The organism is Actinoplanes sp. NPDC000266, assembly GCF_042899005.1.
Classification (GTDB): Bacteria; Actinomycetota; Actinomycetes; order Mycobacteriales; family Micromonosporaceae; genus Actinoplanes.
Window position 1 is genome coordinate 10758 of record NZ_JBIAZI010000019.1, and the last position, 16534, is coordinate 27291.

Here is a 16534-nt window from a genome sequence, read left to right on the forward strand (position 1 = left end):
CGCCGCCCCCCCCCCCCCCGCCCCCGCCCCGCGCCCCCCCCCCCCCCCCCGCCCGGGCCCGCGCCCGCGCCCCCCCCCCCCCCCCCCCCCCACGAATCCCTCCCGGAGGACGATCCATGATTCGATCGCGAGCCGGCCTCTCGGCCGGTGCACTGTTGCTGGCCACTTCGCTCGCCCTCACCGCCTGTGGCGGTGGTGGTGGATCGGAGGACGAAGGGGCCGACGCCAAGACCCTGACCCTGTGGCACTACGAGGGCCCGACCAGCGCCATGGGCATCGCCTGGAACAAGGCGATCGAGGAGTTCAAGTCCTCGCACCCCGGCGTCACGGTGAAGTTCGAGGAGAAGGGCTTCGAGCAGATCCAGCAGAACGCCCAGATGATCCTCAACTCGGACTCCGCCCCGGACATCATGGAATACAACAAGGGCAACGCCACCGCGGGTCTGCTCTCCAAGCAGGGCCTGCTGACCGACCTGTCCGAGCAGGCGTCCAAGCGCGGCTGGGACAAGGCGCTCACCGGCAGCCTCCAGACCACCGCCAAGTACGACGAGCAGGGCATCATGGGCTCGGGCAAGACGTACGGCATCCCGAACTACGGCGAGTACGTCGAGGTCTACTACAACAAGGACGAGTTCAAGAAGTACAACCTGCAGGTGCCGACCACCCTCGACGAGTTCACCAAGGTGATGGACGCGTTCAAGGCCAAGGGCGTCACCCCGCTGTCGGTCGGCGGCGCCGAATACCCGGCCCAGCAGATCTTCTACGAGCTCGCGCTGTCCAAGGCCGACCGGGCGTTCGTCGACGACTACCAGCTCTACAAGAACAAGGTCGACTTCAACGGGCCGCAGCTCAAGTACGGCGCCGAGACGTTCGCCGACTGGGTCAAGAAGGGCTACATCGGCAAGGACTCGGCCGGCATCAAGGCCGAGGACATGGGCGTCGCCTTCACCCAGGGCAAGTACCCGATCATGATCTCCGGCAGCTGGTGGTACGGCCGGTTCGTCAACGAGATCAAGAACTTCGACTGGGGCACCTTCCTGTTCCCCGGCAACAAGCTCCACCCGGGCTCCAGCGGCAACCTCTGGGTCGTGCCGGAGAAGAGCAAGGCCAAGGCTTTGGCGTACGACTTCATCGACATCACCATGAAGCCGGAGATCCAGGCGCTGCTCGGCAACAACGGCGGCGTGCCAGTGGCGGCCGACCCGACGGCGATCACCGATCCGAAGAACAAGGAACTGATCGAGAACTTCAACAAGATCTCTTCCGAGGACGGTCTCGCCTTCTACCCGGACTGGCCGGCCCCCGGCTACTACGACGTGCTCGTCGGCGGCGTCCAGGGCCTGATCAACGGCTCCAAGACCCCGCAGCAGATGCTCGACGAGATCGCCAAGCCGTACAACGAGAACCTGGCCGACCTCGGCAAGTAGTCGCCTTCGAGGGGGTGGCGCGAGCCGCCCCCTCGAACAAGCAAGAGAGAAGGGAGCGTCCCCATGGCCGGCAGCAGCAAGGTCAGCCGGGGCGGCTACGCGGTCTACCTGATCCCGGGCGTGGTGCTGTCGGTGGCGATCATCGTGGTGCCGCTCGTGATGACCGTCTACACCAGCTTCACCCGGTGGACCGGTGTGGGCAGCCCGACCTGGATCGGATTCGACAATTACACCCGGCTGTTCCAGGACGCGAACTTCTGGGCCTCGTTCGGCCACATCATCCTGCTGATCGTCGCGATGGCGGTGATACCCACCTTCCTCGGGCTCGTGCTGGCGGCGCTGTTGTTCGACTACATCGCCAAGCACTTCAGCAACCGCTGGGCCAGCTTCTTCCGCTCCGGCTTCTACCTGCCGCAGGTGCTGCCGGTCGCGGTCACCGGCATTGTCTGGGGCTGGATCCTGCATCCCTCGTACGGCGCCCTGAACAAGATCCTGGAATCGATCGGGCTCGGCGGGCTGGCCAAGAACTGGCTGGGCGACCCGAAGTACGCGCTCTACAGCGTGATGGGCGTGATGATCTGGTTCCAGCTCGGCTATCCGATCGTCATGTTCATGTCGGGCCTGCAGCGGATCAACCCCGAGCTCTACGAGGCGGCCGACCTCGACGGCGCCACCTGGTGGCAGCGCTTCCGCCGGATCACCGTCTACATGATCCGGCCCGAGTTCTACGTCGTGCTCATCACCACCACGATCGCCGCGCTGAAGATCTTCGGCCAGGTGTTCGTGCTGACCCGGGGCGGGCCGAGCAACGCGACGCTCGTGCCGTCGTACTTCGCCTACAAGAACTTCTTCGAAAAGGCCCAGGTCGGGTACGGCTCGGCGATCTCGACCGTGCTGACCGTGCTGATCATCGTGCTGGCGATCGTCTTCCTGCGCCTGCAGAACCGCGCCGAGCGGAACGGAGGCTGACCCATGACCGTCACCGCGAGCACGCCGGTCATGACCGACCACCCCGAGGACCCGGGGCCGAAGGCCCTCAAGCGCCGCAACCCGGTGCGCTTCGGCATCCTGACCGCTCTGCTCATCCTGCTGCTGCTCGTCGTGGCGCCGCTGCTGGTCGTGGCGGTCAACGCGGTCAAGAGCCCGGCCGACTACGCCGGCGGCGGCCCGCTGTCGCTGCCGACGCACCTGTACTGGGACGGCATCGTCAATTTCTGGAACCGGGTCGATTTCGGCACCAAGCTCTGGAACAGCTTCATCACGAGTTTCACGGTGGCCGTGCTCGGCGTGCTCCTGTCGATCCTCAACGCCTATGCGCTGGGCATCGGCCGGGTCAAGGGCCGGATCTGGTTCCTGGTCTTCTTCCTGGTGGCCAACCTGCTGCCGCAGGAGGTGCTGGTCTACCCGCTGTACTTCCTGTCCAAAGAGGTCGGGATCTACGACAACCTGATCTCGATCGTCATCATCTTCACGGTCATCCAGGCCGCCTTCGGGACGTACCTGCTGACCTCGGTCTACACCGAGTTCCCGATCGAGTTGCTGGACGCGGCCGCCGTCGACGGCGCGGGCCGGTGGCGGACCCTGTGGCGCATCGTCGTGCCGGTCAGCATGCCCACGCTCGGCGTGCTGTTCACCTTCTTCTTCATCTGGACGTGGAACGAGTTCTTCCTGCCGCTGGTCTTCCTGATCTCGAACGACAAGCAGACCGTGCCGGTGGCCCTGGGCGTTCTGCAGGGCGACCGCCTGATGGACGCGACCACGACCAGCGCCTCGGCGCTGATCGGCATCCTGCCGGCCATGCTCTTCTTCCTGATCTTCCAGCGCACGCTCACTCGCGGTATCACCGCCGGCGCGATCAAGTAAAGGGACACCTATGAAGTTCACCGACGGGTACTGGCTCAAGCGCCAGGGTTTGACGGTCCTGCATCCGTCCCAGCTGCGGGACACCGAGGCCGGCGAGAACAGCCTGACCGCGTACGCCACGACCAAGCCGGTACGCGCTCGCGCGGACACACTGGACGCGCCGCTGATCACCGTCAAGCTGGAGGCCCCGGCCCCGGACGTCATCCGGGTGACCCTCGGGCACTTCCTGGGCGGCGTCGCCAAAGGCCCAAATTTCGCCATAAATACTGAGGATCACGCGGTGGCGGTCGACGCGAAGTCGATCACCTCGGGCGCCCTGACCGCCCAGTTCAAGGATGACGGCTGGGGCCTGGACTTCCTCGTCGACGGCAGGCGGATCACCGGGACCGGCTGGCGCGGCATGGGCGTGGTCGACACCGCCGACGGCGAGAGCTACGTGCACGAGCAGCTCGACCTCGGCGTGGGCGAGGCGGTCTACGGGCTCGGCGAGCGCTTCGGCCCGTTCGTCAAGAACGGCCAGAGCATCGACATCTGGAACGAGGACGGCGGCACCAGCAGCGAGCTGGCCTACAAGAACGTCCCGTTCTACTTCACCAACCGGGGGTACGGGGTCCTGGTCGACCACCCGGGCAAGGTGTCGTTCGAGGTCGCGAGCGAGATGGTGTCCCGGACGCAGTTCAGCGTGGCCGGGCAGACCCTGTCCTACCTGGTGATCCACGGACCCACGCCGGCCGACGTGCTGCGCAAGTACACGGCCCTGACCGGCCGCGCCGCGCTCCCGCCGGCCTGGTCGTTCGGCCTGTGGCTGACCACGTCGTTCACCACACCGTACGACGAGGAGACCGTGACCTCCTTCGTCGACGGGATGGCCGAGCGGGACCTGCCGCTCAGCGTCTTCCACTTCGACACGTTCTGGATGCGCGAGTTCCACTGGTGCGACTTCGAGTGGGACCCGGCGATCTTCCCGGATCCGCCGGGCATGCTGAAGAGGCTGCACGACCGTGGCCTGCGCACGTGCCTCTGGATCAACCCGTACATCGCCCAGCGCTCCGCGATGTTCGCCGAGGGCGTGGCCAACGGATATCTCGTCAAAAAGGCCAACGGCGACGTCTGGCAGTGGGACCGCTGGCAGGCCGGGATGGCGCTGGTCGACTTCACGAACCCCGAGGCCCGCCGGTGGTACGCGGCCAAGCTGTCCACACTCGCGGAGATGGGCGTCGACGCCTTCAAGTCGGACTTCGGTGAGCGCATCCCGACCGATGTCGTGTGGCACGACGGCTCCGATCCCGAGCGGATGCACAACTACTACACGCAGCTCTACAACGAGGTCGTCTTCGACGTGCTCAAGGAGCACCGCGGCGAGGGCGAGGCGGTGCTGTTCGCCCGCTCGGCCACCGTGGGCGGCCAGCAGTTCCCGGTGCACTGGGGCGGCGACAACTCGGCCACCTACGAGTCGATGGCCGAGAGCCTTCGCGGCGGGCTGTCGCTGATGAGCTCGGGCTTCGGGTTCTGGAGCCACGACATCGGCGGGTTCGAGGGCAAGCCCGACCCGGCCGTGTTCAAGCGGTGGATCGCGTTCGGGATGCTGTCGTCGCACAGCCGGCTGCACGGCAACCACTCCTACCGGGTGCCGTGGCTGTTCGACGACGAGTCCGTGGACGTGCTGCGGTCCTTCACCCACCTGAAGTACAGCCTGATGCCGTACCTCTGGGAAGCCGCCCGCCAGGCGAACGAGGAAGGCCTCCCGGTGATGCGGCCGATGGTCGTCGGGTTCCCGGGCGATCCGGCGGTGACGCACCTCGACCGGCAGTACCTGCTCGGCGGTGACCTGCTGGTGGCGCCGGTGTTCAGCGAGGGCGGCGAGGTCAGCTACTACGTGCCGGCCGGGAAGTGGACGCGGTGGCAGACCGGCGAGGTCGTCGAGGGGCCCGGCTGGAAGCACGAGGTGCACGGCTTCGACAGCGTGCCGCTGCTGGTGCGGCCGGGCGCGGTGATCCCGGTCGGCGCCGTGGCCGACCGCCCGGACTACGTCTTCGAGGACGGCGTGACGTTGCGCTTGTTCGAGTTCTCCGGGCGTACGTCAATCAGGGTCGGCTCTTCCGTTTTTGATGTCTCCGCCGAGAACGGGAGCATCCGGGTAGACCGGGAAGGACCGTCGCTGCCGTGGCGGGTGGAGGTCGGCGGACGGGTCTTCGATCTCGGCGCGGACGAGTCGAGCTGGGCCGGCTGAACGCTCGCTGAAACGTGAGCGGGGCCGCATCCCGGCCCCGCTACCAGCGGCGCGACATAGGATCTCCAGATGACCCCGGCACTGGACCTGTTCGTCCCAGGCGTCGTCTACCTCGACATCATCTTCACCGGGCTCGAGGGACTGCCCGAGCCCGGCACCGAGGTGTGGGCCTCCGGCATGGGCTCCTGCCCGGGCGGCGTCGCCAACCTCGCGGTGGCCGCCGCCCGGCTCGGCCTGCGCACCGGCCTGGGCACCACGCTCAACAACGACGCGTACGGCGACTTCTGCGCCGGCATCCTCTGCTCGCAGGAGAACATCGACCTGTCCGCGTCCCGCCGCGTCGACGGCCACTCGCCGGTCACGGTGTCGCTGGCCTACGACCGCGACCGCAGCATGATCACGCACGGCCATCCGCTGCCGGTCAACGCGGACGGCCTGGTCGCCGAGCTGCCGGCGGCGCGGGCGGCCTCGGTCAGCCTGACCAAGGACCGGCTTCCCTGGGTACGGCGGGCGGCTGACGCCGGCACCCTGGTCTTCGCCGACGTCGGCTGGGACGCCAGCGACGCGTGGCCGGCCTCGGCCCTCGACACCCTCGAGGACTGCCACGCCTTCGTGCCCAACGCGGTCGAGGCCATGCAGTACACGCGGGCGGCCACCCCGGACGAGGCGCTGCGCCGGCTCTCCGGCCTGGCTCCGCTGGTCGTGGTGACCTGCGGCGGCGACGGGGCGATCGCGCACGACTCCCGCACGGGCGAGACGGTGCACGCGCCGGCGGTGCCGGTGCCGGCCCTCGACCCGACCGGCGCGGGCGACGTCTTCACGGCCGGGCTGATCGTGGGCACGCTGAACGAATGGCCGCTGCGGCAGACCCTGGCCTTCGCCAACCTGATCGCCGCCCTGTCGGTGCAGCATTTCGGGGGATCGCTGTCGGCGCCGGGATGGGGCGACATCGCGGACTGGTGGCGGTCGTCCGGCTCCCGGGACTACGCGTTCCTGGAGGATGTCATTCCCCGCGGCGAACAGCGTTCCGTGCGCCGCGCGGGCGCCACCATCGCGAGATTGTCGGATGCGCATGTCCACTGAGCGGCTGGTCATTCTGGGCGGGGGCGGCTTCCGGGTCCCGCTCGTGTACGGGGCGTTGCTGTCGCCATCGTCGCCGATCGGCTCCGTGGTGCTGCACGACGTGGACCCGGGGCGGCTGGCGGCCATCGCCCGGGTGCTGCACGCGCAGGCGCTGACCTCGCCGGGCGCGCCGTCGATCGAGACGACGACGGACCTGACCGAGGCGCTGACCGGGGCCGACTTCGTGTTCAGCGCCATCCGGGTGCACGGGCTCGAGGGAAGGGTCATCGACGAGCGGGTCGCGCTCGGCGAGGGCATGCTCGGGCAGGAGACGGTCGGTGCGGGCGGCATCTCGTACGGGCTGCGGACCGTTCCGGTGGCCGACGCGATCGCCCGGCGGATCAAACTGGTGGCGCCGGGCGCGTGGGTCATCAACTTCACCAACCCGGCCGGGCTGGTCACCGAGGCGATGGCGGCTCACCTGGGCGACAAGGTGATCGGCATCTGCGACTCGCCGTCGGCCCTGGGCCGGCGGGTGGCCCGGGCGCTGGGGGTGCCTTCGTCGTCGCGGATTTTTTATGCGGGACTCAACCATCTGGGATGGCTCACGGGCGTACAACACGAAGGGCGTGACATGCTCCCGCGGCTGCTGGCGTCGCCCCCGGCGCTCGAGTCCTTCGAAGAAGGACGGCTTTTCGGGGCCGCTCGCCTTCAAGAGCTGGGGGCGATCCCGAACGAATATCTGCACTACTACTACGACCACGCGGCCCTGGTGAAGGCGGAACTGGCGGCGCCGGAGACGCGCGGCGAATATCTGCTGAAACAGCAGCGGGAATGCTATGCGATGTTGACGTCCCAGTCGTCGCCGCTGGACGCGTGGAACGCGGCCCGCCGCCAGCGGGACGCGACGTACATGGCGATGGAGGGCCTGGGCGAACGCGACGACGCCGAAGGCGGCGGTTACGAGGACGTGGCGCTGGCGCTGATGCTGGCGATCGCGCGCGATGAGCCGACATCGCTGATCCTGAACGTGCGCAACCAGGGGACATTGCCGCTGCTCGACGACGATGCGGTGGTGGAGGTGCCGTGCGCGGTCGACGGTTCGGGGGCGCGGCCGCTGCCCGGGGCGTCGATCCCGTCGCACGGCGCCGAGTTGGTGACACGGTTGAAGGCCACCGAGCGGGCGGTCCTCTCGGCGGCCGCTTCGGGTTCGCGGTCGGTCGCCGTGCGGGCGCTGGCCTCCCATCCGCTGATCGACTCGGTGCCGGTGGCCCGGCGCCTCATGACCGGATATCAGGCGAATTTCCCGGAACTGGCGTACTTACGCTGAACTGATTCTGGTAGGCGAGGCGGGCGTCGGCGTGGACGGAGATCCGGTCGATCTGATCGTCGAGCTCCATGAAGGCCCGCCACGGCTCCTGGCCCCTGGTGGCGATCACCAGCTGTTCCAGATCGGGGACGCGCTTGGCCTTCCAGACCTTGTCGGCGAGGCTGACGATCAGGTCACCGAGCTGGATGCCGGGCCGGTGCCAGTCGCCGTGGGTGCCGGCGAAGCGCGCCCGGTCCCCGGGCACACCGCGGGCCAGCAGGAGCTGGTGACCGGCGGCCTCATGCAGGTTCCCGGGACGTGACAGCTCCTCCGGGTGCACGACCTTGCCGATGTCGTGGGTGGCGGCGCCGAACAGGACGGCCTCGCGGTCGTACTCACCGGGACCAAGCCAATCGGTGAGCTGGACGGCCACGTCGTGGACGAGCCGAAGGTGAGCGACGAGCCGGGGCGGCGCGCCGAGCTCGTCGAGCAGGGCGGCGGCTTCCGGGGGCAGCGGGCGGAGAAGCACGCACCGAGAATAGGGACATGCTCGCAACCACGCCGGCCATCGCCGCCGGCTCGCTCGGCGCTAACCCGCAGCCGACCCTGACCGCCGAGGGCGGCCTGATCCTGCGCCCGTGGAAGCCGGCCGACGTGGAGGCCTTCCTCGGCGCGTACAGGGACCCGGCGATCCAGCGCTGGCACACCTACCGGCCGGACTCGGCGCAGGACGTCCTGGAGTGGTTCACGCAATACGAGCAGGACTGGAAGCGGGAGAGCGGCGGCCACTGGGCGGTGACCAGCGCCGGCGGCGAGGTGCTGGGCCGCTTGGCGATGCGCCGCTGGAACTTCTCCGACGGCAACGGCGGCTGCGCCTACTGGGTCCTGCCCCAGGCCCGGGGCGCCGGGGTGGCCCCGCGAGCGTTGACGGCGCTGACGTCGTGGGCGTTCGGGGTGGGCTTCCACCGCTTGGAGTTGAGCCACTCGACACACAACATGCCGTCATGCCGGGTGGCGGAAAAGGCGGGTTACGTCCACGAGGGCACCCGCCGCAGCAGCGCCATCCACGAGGACGGCCGCCACGACATGCATCTGCACGCCCGCATTCGCTGATCCTCGGGGGTCTGAGAGATTCGAGGGATGAGCTACGACCTGACATTTCTCGACAAGCCGGCCGAGCTGTCGTGGGAAGAGGTGCTCGAAGCTCTCGGCGAGGACGACTCTTCCGGCGAGGCGCCGGACGAAGAGGCTTGGGCGAACCTTCGGGGAAGCGCCCGCGAGATCCTGGGTCGTGACGTCACCGAGCACGGCTCGGCCCGATTTCGCGGTGGCCGCCTTCGATCAGGTTTCCCGGGGTGCCGGCGGCTCCTCGCGGAGGAGCCGGCGGTGGTGGGAGAAGCTGGTGGGCGGCTGCCGCATTCCTGGGCGCGGGGTGGACCGTGAGTGACTGGGAGCTCTGTCGCTTAAGGTAGGCCCTCCGGTGGATCAGCCGTTTCGCACGGCTGGTTCCCGGTGGCCCGTAGCATCTCCGCTGGCTACGAGGTCGTCGTCGAGCCAGGTGTAGAGGCTTCCGGTGTGCTCCGACTTGGCCTTCACGATTTTCTCGTGGCCGCTGTCGTTCACTATGACCGCCTTCATCCGCCACCGGCCGGCTGTGGTCACCGTCAGGCCGACAGTGATGTCGGAGCATGTGCCTTTGCCCGCGTTGTCCGTGGTGCACGGGCGGAGGTACCAGGTCGTGTCATTGAGGTTCTGCACTCCCAGCCAGAGGCTTTCGCCCGGCTTGGGCCTCGCGTCGGGAACCGTGACGTCGATCTTGGAGGCGGGCAGCCGACCGTCGTCGGGGACGGTCACGGACAGGGTGCGGGGCTGGATCTTGGGGTTTCGCTCGAGAAGGTCGGTCCAGAACGACGGGCCGAAGCCGAGCACGCCGCTGACGATTGCGCTGACAACTCCGGCGACGATCACAGCGACGCCGCTGATGACCGCCGTTCGGATGGCGGTCTTGTGCTCGTCGAGCGTCATGCGTTTCCTCCACGTGGTTGCCGAATTCCGGCAGGACTGTAGGGGCAACGTGCGCCGGCCGGCCGGCTTCTTGCGGATCGGCGGCCGGTCGGCAAGAAAGGCCGTGGAGGTCAGCGGCTTGTGCTGTCGAGCACGTGGCGCGGCTTGTTCAGCCACCAGGCGGCCGCGGCGCGGACGGCGGGTTCGGCCGCGACGTTCGAGCTGACCTGCCGCAGCATCGAGGTGTCGCGGCTGATGCCGAGCCCGTACACGAGACCGCGCGCGGCGGACCGGGAGAGTGGCGACGGGCCGGCCGGGGCGTTTCCGAGGTACCGCGTGAGCGCCGCCGACCAGAAAACCGCCGGGCTCTCGCCGCGGAGATGGGCGAGGGACCAGGCGGCGGCTTCGGCCACCTCGGGTGGCATGCCGGAGGCCACAACGAGGTTCTCCACCGACGGCCGGGCGTCCGGGTCGCCCAGTGTGCTCAGCGCTTGGAGGATCGAGCAGGTCAAAGTGGGCGAGGAGACGGCCCCTTTGCGCAGCTCGGCGACGAGCGAGCCGGCGATCAGCGTGCGGTACGGGGTGGCCTCGATGAACTGCGCGGCGAGCAGCCGGCGGGAGACCTGGGGGTGAAAGAGCATCTCCTCGAGCAGGACCTCCAGTGTCGGGTCCTTCGCCTGTCCGTCCCGTGGCAGACGACTGACGGCTTGGCCGGCGAGACGCCCGATGACAACGGTGGTCGCCTCGGCGGTGGCCATCCGGCCGCGGCGCAGCACATGCCGGGTCACGGCGTCCTCGTCGGCGGCCTTCCTCAGCACTCCGGCGAACCTGGACGCGACGTCCGCGCGGGTCTGGCGCAGAAGTTCCGCCGCCGCGACCCGGCAACCGGGGTGCGGCTCGTTTCCGGACAGCAGGTCGGCGGCCTGCCGGCTCAGCGTGTCCAGTTCGGAGGGGCTGAATTGGTCGCGGCGGATCTTCTCGGCGACCGAGCACCACGCGCCGCGCCAGGCGTGGTCGTTCGTCGGGTCGGCGATCTGGCGCAGAAGGTGACGGGTGGCCTCGGGGTGGTCGGCCGGTTCCAGCAGCGTCAGCGGGTCGACAAAGACCTGGTTGGTGCTGTCTCTGACCAGGTCGCCGACGGCGTGGACCACCGCGGGCTGCCCCTTGGGGTGCCGGAGCAGGCTGTGCAGCGCCTCCATGCGCTGGAGCCATCCGGTGCTCTCCGCGATGATCATTTCGTCCAGCAGGCGTTCGGCCAGCCGTGACCAGGTGGCGCGGGGAAACAGCATGACTGACGGCATGGCGCGCAGGGTGCCGGTCAGATCGGTCCAGTCGCCACCGTCCAGCACGTCGCCCTCGAGCGCACGGTGCAGCAGGTCCTCGGTGCGCTGTTCCGTCTCCGCCTCGCCGGGATCGAAGGCGTCCAGCGGGGCGGGCCCGTCGTCCATGGATCGTGCGGCGTCGGCGACCGCCACCAACGTCCGGGACGGAAGCCGGAGCAGGTGTTCGTATCCGCGGATCGCCAGGTGGCCGGCCGGGCGGCTGCCCGCCTCCCAATGTGAGATCGTCGGCCCGTCCACCGGGCGATGGAGACATGTTCCGCTGAAGCGCCGGCCGAACTGGACCGCGACCGCGGCGCTCTCGTCCTCGCCGTAGAGGCGGTTGATCCGCAGAAGCCAGCCGACCCGCACCCGATAGCCACCAGGCACCGGACCCGTCGGTTCGGGCGATCGTCGACGGCGGGCTTGCGAGGGCGCCATGGCCGCATCGTATCGAGGAGAGAAGCCCGGCGTTCCCACCCGAAAGGGTACAGAGATCAGGGAGGGATCGGCTCCCAGAGGAGGAGCTGGCGGTGGTGGGTGAAGCCGTTGCGCAAGTAGAAGCCGACGGCTCGGCGGCCGGAGTGGACGGTCACGTGGGACAGGGAGCGGGCGCGGGCCTCGGCCAGGATCGCGGACATCAAGGCCGTGCCTATGCCCCGGTGGCGGAACGGCTCGCGGACCATCACCGACTGGATGTCGCCGTGGAGGCGGGTCGCGGCGTTGTTGCGGGGGATCCGTTCGGCTATCAGCAGCCAGGCGGCGCCTACCACCTGGCCGTCCAGGTCGGCGACGAACGGCAGGTGGGTTTCCGCGTGGGCCGCCGTCCAGTCGGCGAACGCCGTGACGCCGGGCGGGGGGATGTCCTGGAGTTCGGCCAGCGCCGGAATGTCGGCCGTGGTGGCCCTCCGGGCGGTCACGGGGTGGCGTGGCGGCGTCTGAAGGCGGCCGCCCGTGCTCGGTTCTGGCAGGTCAGGCAGCAGAAGCGGCGCTTGCCGGCGGGGGAGGCGTCCACGTAGACGTCGGCGCACTGCACGTCGGCGCAGACGCCCAGGCGGCCGGGGTGGGCGGACAAGTGGTGGCGCAGGGCCAGGGCGGCGGCGGCCCGCGTGGCCTGGGCCGGGTCGTCGACCGTCCAGCATTCGGTGAGGGCGGCGTCGAGTTCCGGGCGTACACCCGAAAGCTGGAGCAGCGCGGTGACCTGGACCGCCCGCGCGGCCTGGTCGGTGGTGGCGAAGATCGGGTGCAGCTCGTCGGCCAGCGCGGTCATGGCCGGCGCCGCCGGGGCGCGGCCGTCCATGCGGCACGGCAGGGTGCCGCTCTCGTTGACCAGCGTGACCACCTCGGCCGGGGTCATCTCCGGGATCCGCACGTCATAAGTCTAACGCGTTCAGGGGGTTGATTGCGTTGCGCGGAGGCGTAACGTGATGAACGGAGTCAACGCGTTAGGAGATGGTCATGGCGACGGCACGTCACTGGGCGGGACTGGCGGTGCTGGCGTTGCCGTGCCTGCTCGTGTCGCTCGACGCCGAGGTGCTCAACCTGGCGGCGCCGCAGCTCGCGGCCGATCTGCGGCCCAGCGGGGTCGAGCTGCTCTGGATCATGGACAGTTACGTGTTCGTGGTGGCCGGCGCGCTGATCGCGATGGGGGTGCTCGGTGACCGGATCGGGCGGCGGCGACTGCTTCTGATCGGTGGCGGGGCGTTCGGTGTGGCGTCGTTGCTGGCGGCCTTCGCGCCGACGCCGGGGCTGCTGATCGCGGCCCGTGTGCTCATGGGGCTGGCCGGGGCCTCGCTGATGCCGTCGACGCTGGCGCTGATCCGGGCGATGTTCACCGATCCGCGCCAGCGGGGGATCGCGCTCGGGGTGTGGAGTGCCAGCTTCTCGCTCGGCGGTGTTCTGTCGCCGCTCGCCGGTGGCTTTCTGCTCACCCATTTCTGGTGGGGGTCGGTCTTCGTGATCGCGGTGCCGGTGAGCGTGCTGCTGCTCGTTCTCGGGCCGGTGCTGCTGCCGGAGTCGCGCGACCGGGCGGCCGGGCGCTTCGATTTTCCGGGTGCGGTTCTGTCGCTGCTCGCGGTGCTTCTTTTCGTGTACGGACTGAAGGAGCTGGCCGCTGAAGGGTGGCATCTCCTGCCGGTTCTCTCAGTGCTGCTGGCGGCGTTTGCCGGGGTTCTTTTCGTACGCCGCCAGAAGCGCACGGCCGCGCCATTGCTCGACCTGGCGATCTTCCGGTCGTCCCGGGTGAGCGTGGCCCTGACCGGCAACGCGCTGTCGTACTTCGTGCTCTACGGCACCCAGCTCGCCATCGCCCAATATCTGCAACTCGTGCTCGGCATGAGCCCGATGACGGCGGGGCTGTGGACGCTGCCGTCGGTCCTCGGCTTCCTGGCGTCGTCGCTGCTGGGGCCCCTGCTGGCCCGGTGGTTCCCGTCCGGCCGGGTGATCGCGGCCGGATTGGCCGTGATGAGCGTGGGATTCGCCGCGATGGCGTTCACCGGGCTCGGTTTCGTCGTGGCCGGAACGGTGATCTTCTCGATCGGGCTGGCCCCGGTTTACATCCTCAGCACGGACCTGGTCGTGTCGTCGGTCCCGTCCTCGCGGGCCGGAATGGCGGCGGCGGTCACCGAGACCGGATCCGAGCTGGGCGGGGCGCTGGGAATCGCGGTTCTCGGTTCCGTCGGGGTGGCCGTCTATCGGCACGGCTTCTCCGGCGGCGGGACGCTCGCGGAAGCGGTCGGCACCGTGAACGAGGGCGGCGCTCAGGCCGCGTACATCAATGGCTTCGCATTGGTGTCCGTGGTTTCCGCACTGTTGGTGGCCGTGGCCGCCGTGCTGGCCTGGAAAGTGTTGCGGCCCACTTCCCGGCCGGTGCGAGAGGACGGCCGGGAACCGTCCGATATGGTCATGACGGGGTAGGCGATTTCGGTCACATAGGCCCTTTCGTTTGTCGCTGCACTCTCCGTGCCGGTAGAATAGTTTTCCTATCTGATTGATAGTAAATGAACCGGGGGTAAACGCGATGACTACGGCCGCCCACAAGGCGACAGTGCCGGTTTCGCGACGTCCGGCCCAGAAGGACCTCGACCGCGACGACATCTGGGACCGCCTGGTCAAGCCCGGCGTCCGGCTGCCGTCGGCGACGCTGCTCGAGGCCGACCTGGGCCCCATCCACCTCGACCGCCTGCGCGCTACCGGCCCGATCGTGCTGGTCTTCTTCCGGTACGCCACGGACGAGGCGTCGAACGCGGCCCTGGCCGATTATGAACATCGCCTCATGCCGGCTTTGACCGAGACCGACGCCCACCTGGTCGCCGTGAGCCCGCAGATCCCGGACCGGCTGGCCGAGATCAAGCGCCGCCACGACCTGACCTACTTCGTGGCCTCGGATCCCCGGAACACCCTGATCGACGCCTTCAACCTGGGCTTCCGTGAGCCGGGGGCCGACAAGATCCTGGGCGCCAAGCGGTCGGTCCTGCCGTTCCCGGCCGTGGTGATCGCCGACCGGGCCGGCGTGATCCGCTATGCCAATGTGCGGCCGGACGGCGCCTTCTACCCCGAGCCGTCCGAGATCCTGGCCGTGGTGAAAAGCCTGACCTGAACATGAACAGAAGGTGTCCGTTCGGGGTATAGCCTTGCCCATGCGCCGAGATCAGGAACACGCGCTCGAAGTGCGGCTGGCGGTCGCGGCCGTCGGAGCCGTGGTGCTGCTGGTGCCGTTCGCGGTGATCGCGGCCATGGTCGTCGGCGACGTGGACTGGCTGCACGCGCTCGACCAGGACGTCTCGACGGCGGTGCACGACGTCGCTCTCGGCCACCCGGCCTGGGTCGACTTCATGGCCGGGTGGTGCCTGGCGTTCGACCCGTGGGTGTGGCGGCTCGGCGTGCTGGCCCTGGTGATCTGGCTGGTGCGGCGGGGCTCGCGGCCGCTCGCCTGGTGGGCCGGCATCACGATGGCCGCCGGCGGGCTTCTCGGCGTACTGCTGAAACTGCTCTTCGAGCGGCACCGGCCGTCGTTCCTCGACCCGGTGGCCATGGCCGCCGGCTATTCGTTCCCGTCGGGGCACGCGCTGAACAACGCGCTCGGCGCGGCCGTGGTCCTCATGGTGCTGCTGCCCCTGACGCGACAGCGGCCACGTCTGCGGTTCGCGCTGCTGGCCGCCGGCATCGGCATCCCGGTGGTGACCGGCCTTTTCCGGGTCGGCCTGGGCGTGCACTGGGTCAGCGACGTGGCCGGCGGCTGGATCTTCGGACTGGCCGTGGTCGCGGCCACGACCACGGCGTTCCTGGCCCGCCGCCGGCGCCGCGAGGCCCTGGCCGAGGCTATGGCCCGGTGACCGCCTCCTCCACCGGCCCGATCCACTCCTCGGCGACGCCCCGCCGCTCCAGGACGAAACGCACCCATCGGCGCAGCACGGCGGGCAGCGCGGCCCGCACCTCGGGCTCCAGGTCAGTGCCCTTGTCGGGCACCCAGTCGTTGAGGAGGAACCGGACCCAGGCCGGGCTCCACTTCAGCGGGCCGCTGGCGAAGTAGGTGTCGCCGAAGTCGAGGAACAGCTCGGCCAGCGACCGCGCGACCGGGTCGCGGGTCTCGAAGTCGTCCAGAATGCGGAGCCGCTCCGTCTCGTCCATCGACGTCCGCTCGAGCGGGGCCGGCAGATGCTCCCGGCAGCGCGACCAGACCAGCGCCCGCAGCTCGGCGTAGTCCTCCTCGGCCGGCCGGAACGGAGCGTCGTCGGTGCCGCGCATCGCGTCGGCCAGCTCGGCCAGGATCTCGCCGACGGGATGCTCGGTGACCGGCCGCTTCCAGGCGCTGAGGGCGTCGGCCTGGAGAACGGTCAGCCTCTCGGCCCAGATGATGCCGGTGAAATAGACCTCGGCCATCAGGAGGTGCGGGTCCTCGCCGTACTCGATGAAGAGCACATGCTCGCTGTCGTACGGGTCGACCGAGCGCCACGCCCGCAGCGGGGGAAGGACGGGCGTGCCGAACCACGTCGGCAGCGGCTGGCTCTCGAACAGCCGCCCGATGGCTTCGTCGAGCAGCTTCTCCTCGCCGGGCGGAGCCACCCGGCGCAGGGCGGCCAGGGCGGCCAGGGCGTGCGGCGACGGCTTGGCCACGGCCCGCTTGACCACCTCGACACAGAGCTGATGCTCACCGTCCGCCCGCCAACCCTCGCCGAGCCAGGCGCTGCCCCACTCCTCGACTTCGAGGATCGTCTCGTCCTCGCCGAAGGCGAGGGCATCACGCATCAGATAGTCCGGCATCGTCAGGTCACGCACGGGGTGATGGACGCGGATCGACCGGCCACGGCTTCTCGGCATG

17 protein-coding genes are annotated in these 16534 nt (G+C 69.2%); 11 read left to right on the forward strand and 6 right to left on the reverse strand.

The window, feature by feature from the left end:
- The first annotated feature begins 116 nt into the window (after positions 1-116).
- The 6 genes from ACFY36_RS47875 to ACFY36_RS47900 all read left to right on the forward strand — a co-directional run bounded on the left by ACFY36_RS47875 (position 117) and on the right by ACFY36_RS47900 (position 7912).
- Entirely contained in the window at positions 117-1427 is a 1311-nt protein-coding gene (locus ACFY36_RS47875; RefSeq protein WP_499752586.1) for an ABC transporter substrate-binding protein, read from the forward strand.
- A gap of 63 nt (positions 1428-1490) precedes the next feature.
- Positions 1491-2396 (forward strand): carbohydrate ABC transporter permease, encoded by a 906-nt coding sequence (locus ACFY36_RS47880; protein WP_499752587.1) that lies wholly within the window; start codon positions 1491-1493, stop codon positions 2394-2396.
- Positions 2397-2399: 3 nt separating this feature from the next.
- Positions 2400-3290: a carbohydrate ABC transporter permease gene (locus tag ACFY36_RS47885; protein ID WP_499752588.1), complete on the forward strand. Its 891-nt coding sequence runs from the start codon at positions 2400-2402 to the stop codon at positions 3288-3290.
- A gap of 10 nt (positions 3291-3300) precedes the next feature.
- The gene (gene yicI, locus ACFY36_RS47890; protein ID WP_499752589.1) at positions 3301-5520 is read left to right on the forward strand and encodes an alpha-xylosidase; all 2220 of its coding nucleotides are present in this window, start codon (positions 3301-3303) and stop codon (positions 5518-5520) included.
- Positions 5521-5589: 69 nt separating this feature from the next.
- A complete protein-coding gene (locus ACFY36_RS47895; RefSeq protein WP_499752590.1) occupies positions 5590-6603 on the forward strand; it encodes a carbohydrate kinase family protein in 1014 nt (337 codons plus the stop codon).
- Entirely contained in the window at positions 6587-7912 is a 1326-nt protein-coding gene (locus ACFY36_RS47900) for a 6-phospho-beta-glucosidase (RefSeq protein WP_499752591.1), read from the forward strand. Before ACFY36_RS47895 ends, ACFY36_RS47900 begins: the two co-directional genes overlap by 17 nt.
- Here ACFY36_RS47900 and ACFY36_RS47905 read toward each other — a convergent pair.
- Complete coding sequence (locus ACFY36_RS47905) at positions 7863-8420, reverse strand: HD domain-containing protein (RefSeq protein ID WP_499752592.1); 558 nt, start codon at positions 8418-8420, stop codon at positions 7863-7865. The two genes, ACFY36_RS47900 and ACFY36_RS47905, sit on opposite strands and share 50 nt — an antisense overlap.
- A 17-nt stretch (positions 8421-8437) precedes the next feature.
- Here ACFY36_RS47905 and ACFY36_RS47910 point away from each other — a divergent pair, with 17 nt between their 5' ends.
- On the forward strand, positions 8438-9004 hold the full coding sequence (locus ACFY36_RS47910) for a GNAT family N-acetyltransferase (RefSeq protein WP_499752593.1): 567 nt from the start codon (positions 8438-8440) through the stop codon (positions 9002-9004).
- A 27-nt stretch (positions 9005-9031) separates the two neighbouring features.
- On the forward strand, positions 9032-9334 hold the full coding sequence (locus ACFY36_RS47915; protein ID WP_499752594.1) for a hypothetical protein: 303 nt from the start codon (positions 9032-9034) through the stop codon (positions 9332-9334).
- A gap of 42 nt (positions 9335-9376) precedes the next feature.
- On the opposite strand, the gene ACFY36_RS47920 is transcribed toward ACFY36_RS47915, so the two are convergent.
- The 4 genes from ACFY36_RS47920 to ACFY36_RS47935 form a co-directional block, all read right to left on the reverse strand.
- Complete coding sequence (locus ACFY36_RS47920) at positions 9377-9916, reverse strand: hypothetical protein (RefSeq protein ID WP_499752595.1); 540 nt, start codon at positions 9914-9916, stop codon at positions 9377-9379.
- Positions 9917-10026: 110 nt separating this feature from the next.
- On the reverse strand, positions 10027-11655 hold the full coding sequence (locus ACFY36_RS47925) for a hypothetical protein (RefSeq protein ID WP_499752596.1): 1629 nt from the start codon (positions 11653-11655) through the stop codon (positions 10027-10029).
- A gap of 56 nt (positions 11656-11711) precedes the next feature.
- Positions 11712-12134: a GNAT family N-acetyltransferase gene (locus tag ACFY36_RS47930; RefSeq protein ID WP_499752597.1), complete on the reverse strand. Its 423-nt coding sequence runs from the start codon at positions 12132-12134 to the stop codon at positions 11712-11714.
- Positions 12131-12586, reverse strand: coding sequence for a CGNR zinc finger domain-containing protein (locus ACFY36_RS47935; protein WP_499752598.1), 456 nt, complete (start codon positions 12584-12586; stop codon positions 12131-12133). Before ACFY36_RS47935 ends, ACFY36_RS47930 begins: the two co-directional genes overlap by 4 nt.
- Positions 12587-12666: 80 nt before the next feature.
- On the opposite strand from ACFY36_RS47935, the gene ACFY36_RS47940 reads away from it, so the two are divergent.
- From ACFY36_RS47940 to ACFY36_RS47950, 3 genes are all read left to right on the forward strand, one after another.
- Positions 12667-14130 carry an MFS transporter gene (locus ACFY36_RS47940; RefSeq protein ID WP_499752599.1) on the forward strand — a complete coding sequence of 488 codons (1464 nt, stop codon included), beginning with the start codon at positions 12667-12669 and terminating at the stop codon, positions 14128-14130.
- 103 nt (positions 14131-14233) lie between these two features.
- The gene (locus ACFY36_RS47945) at positions 14234-14812 is read left to right on the forward strand and encodes a redoxin domain-containing protein (RefSeq protein WP_499752600.1); all 579 of its coding nucleotides are present in this window, start codon (positions 14234-14236) and stop codon (positions 14810-14812) included.
- A 40-nt stretch (positions 14813-14852) separates the two neighbouring features.
- The gene (locus ACFY36_RS47950; RefSeq protein ID WP_499752601.1) at positions 14853-15548 is read left to right on the forward strand and encodes a phosphatase PAP2 family protein; all 696 of its coding nucleotides are present in this window, start codon (positions 14853-14855) and stop codon (positions 15546-15548) included.
- Here the strand turns inward: ACFY36_RS47950 and ACFY36_RS47955 are convergent.
- Positions 15535-16533 (reverse strand): hypothetical protein, encoded by a 999-nt coding sequence (locus ACFY36_RS47955; RefSeq protein WP_499752602.1) that lies wholly within the window; start codon positions 16531-16533, stop codon positions 15535-15537. The two genes, ACFY36_RS47950 and ACFY36_RS47955, sit on opposite strands and share 14 nt — an antisense overlap.
- Position 16534 lies beyond the last annotated feature (1 nt).

Excerpts from the sequence above, each read along its gene's own strand:
- yicI (WP_499752589.1), top strand. The coding sequence starts at position 3,301 with ATGAAGTTCACCGACGGGTACTGGCTCAAGCGCCAGGGTTTGACGGTC.
- ACFY36_RS47955 (WP_499752602.1), bottom strand. The coding sequence starts at position 16,533 with ATGCCGAGAAGCCGTGGCCGGTCGATCCGCGTCCATCACCCCGTGCGT.
- ACFY36_RS47875 (WP_499752586.1), top strand. The coding sequence starts at position 117 with ATGATTCGATCGCGAGCCGGCCTCTCGGCCGGTGCACTGTTGCTGGCC.
- ACFY36_RS47940 (WP_499752599.1), top strand. The coding sequence starts at position 12,667 with ATGGTCATGGCGACGGCACGTCACTGGGCGGGACTGGCGGTGCTGGCG.
- ACFY36_RS47910 (WP_499752593.1), top strand. The coding sequence starts at position 8,438 with ATGCTCGCAACCACGCCGGCCATCGCCGCCGGCTCGCTCGGCGCTAAC.
- ACFY36_RS47915 (WP_499752594.1), top strand. The coding sequence starts at position 9,032 with ATGAGCTACGACCTGACATTTCTCGACAAGCCGGCCGAGCTGTCGTGG.
- ACFY36_RS47895 (WP_499752590.1), top strand. The coding sequence starts at position 5,590 with ATGACCCCGGCACTGGACCTGTTCGTCCCAGGCGTCGTCTACCTCGAC.
- ACFY36_RS47900 (WP_499752591.1), top strand. The coding sequence starts at position 6,587 with ATGCGCATGTCCACTGAGCGGCTGGTCATTCTGGGCGGGGGCGGCTTC.
- ACFY36_RS47945 (WP_499752600.1), top strand. The coding sequence starts at position 14,234 with ATGACTACGGCCGCCCACAAGGCGACAGTGCCGGTTTCGCGACGTCCG.
- ACFY36_RS47950 (WP_499752601.1), top strand. The coding sequence starts at position 14,853 with ATGCGCCGAGATCAGGAACACGCGCTCGAAGTGCGGCTGGCGGTCGCG.
- ACFY36_RS47925 (WP_499752596.1), bottom strand. The coding sequence starts at position 11,655 with ATGGCGCCCTCGCAAGCCCGCCGTCGACGATCGCCCGAACCGACGGGT.
- ACFY36_RS47920 (WP_499752595.1), bottom strand. The coding sequence starts at position 9,916 with ATGACGCTCGACGAGCACAAGACCGCCATCCGAACGGCGGTCATCAGC.
- ACFY36_RS47885 (WP_499752588.1), top strand. The coding sequence starts at position 2,400 with ATGACCGTCACCGCGAGCACGCCGGTCATGACCGACCACCCCGAGGAC.
- ACFY36_RS47880 (WP_499752587.1), top strand. The coding sequence starts at position 1,491 with ATGGCCGGCAGCAGCAAGGTCAGCCGGGGCGGCTACGCGGTCTACCTG.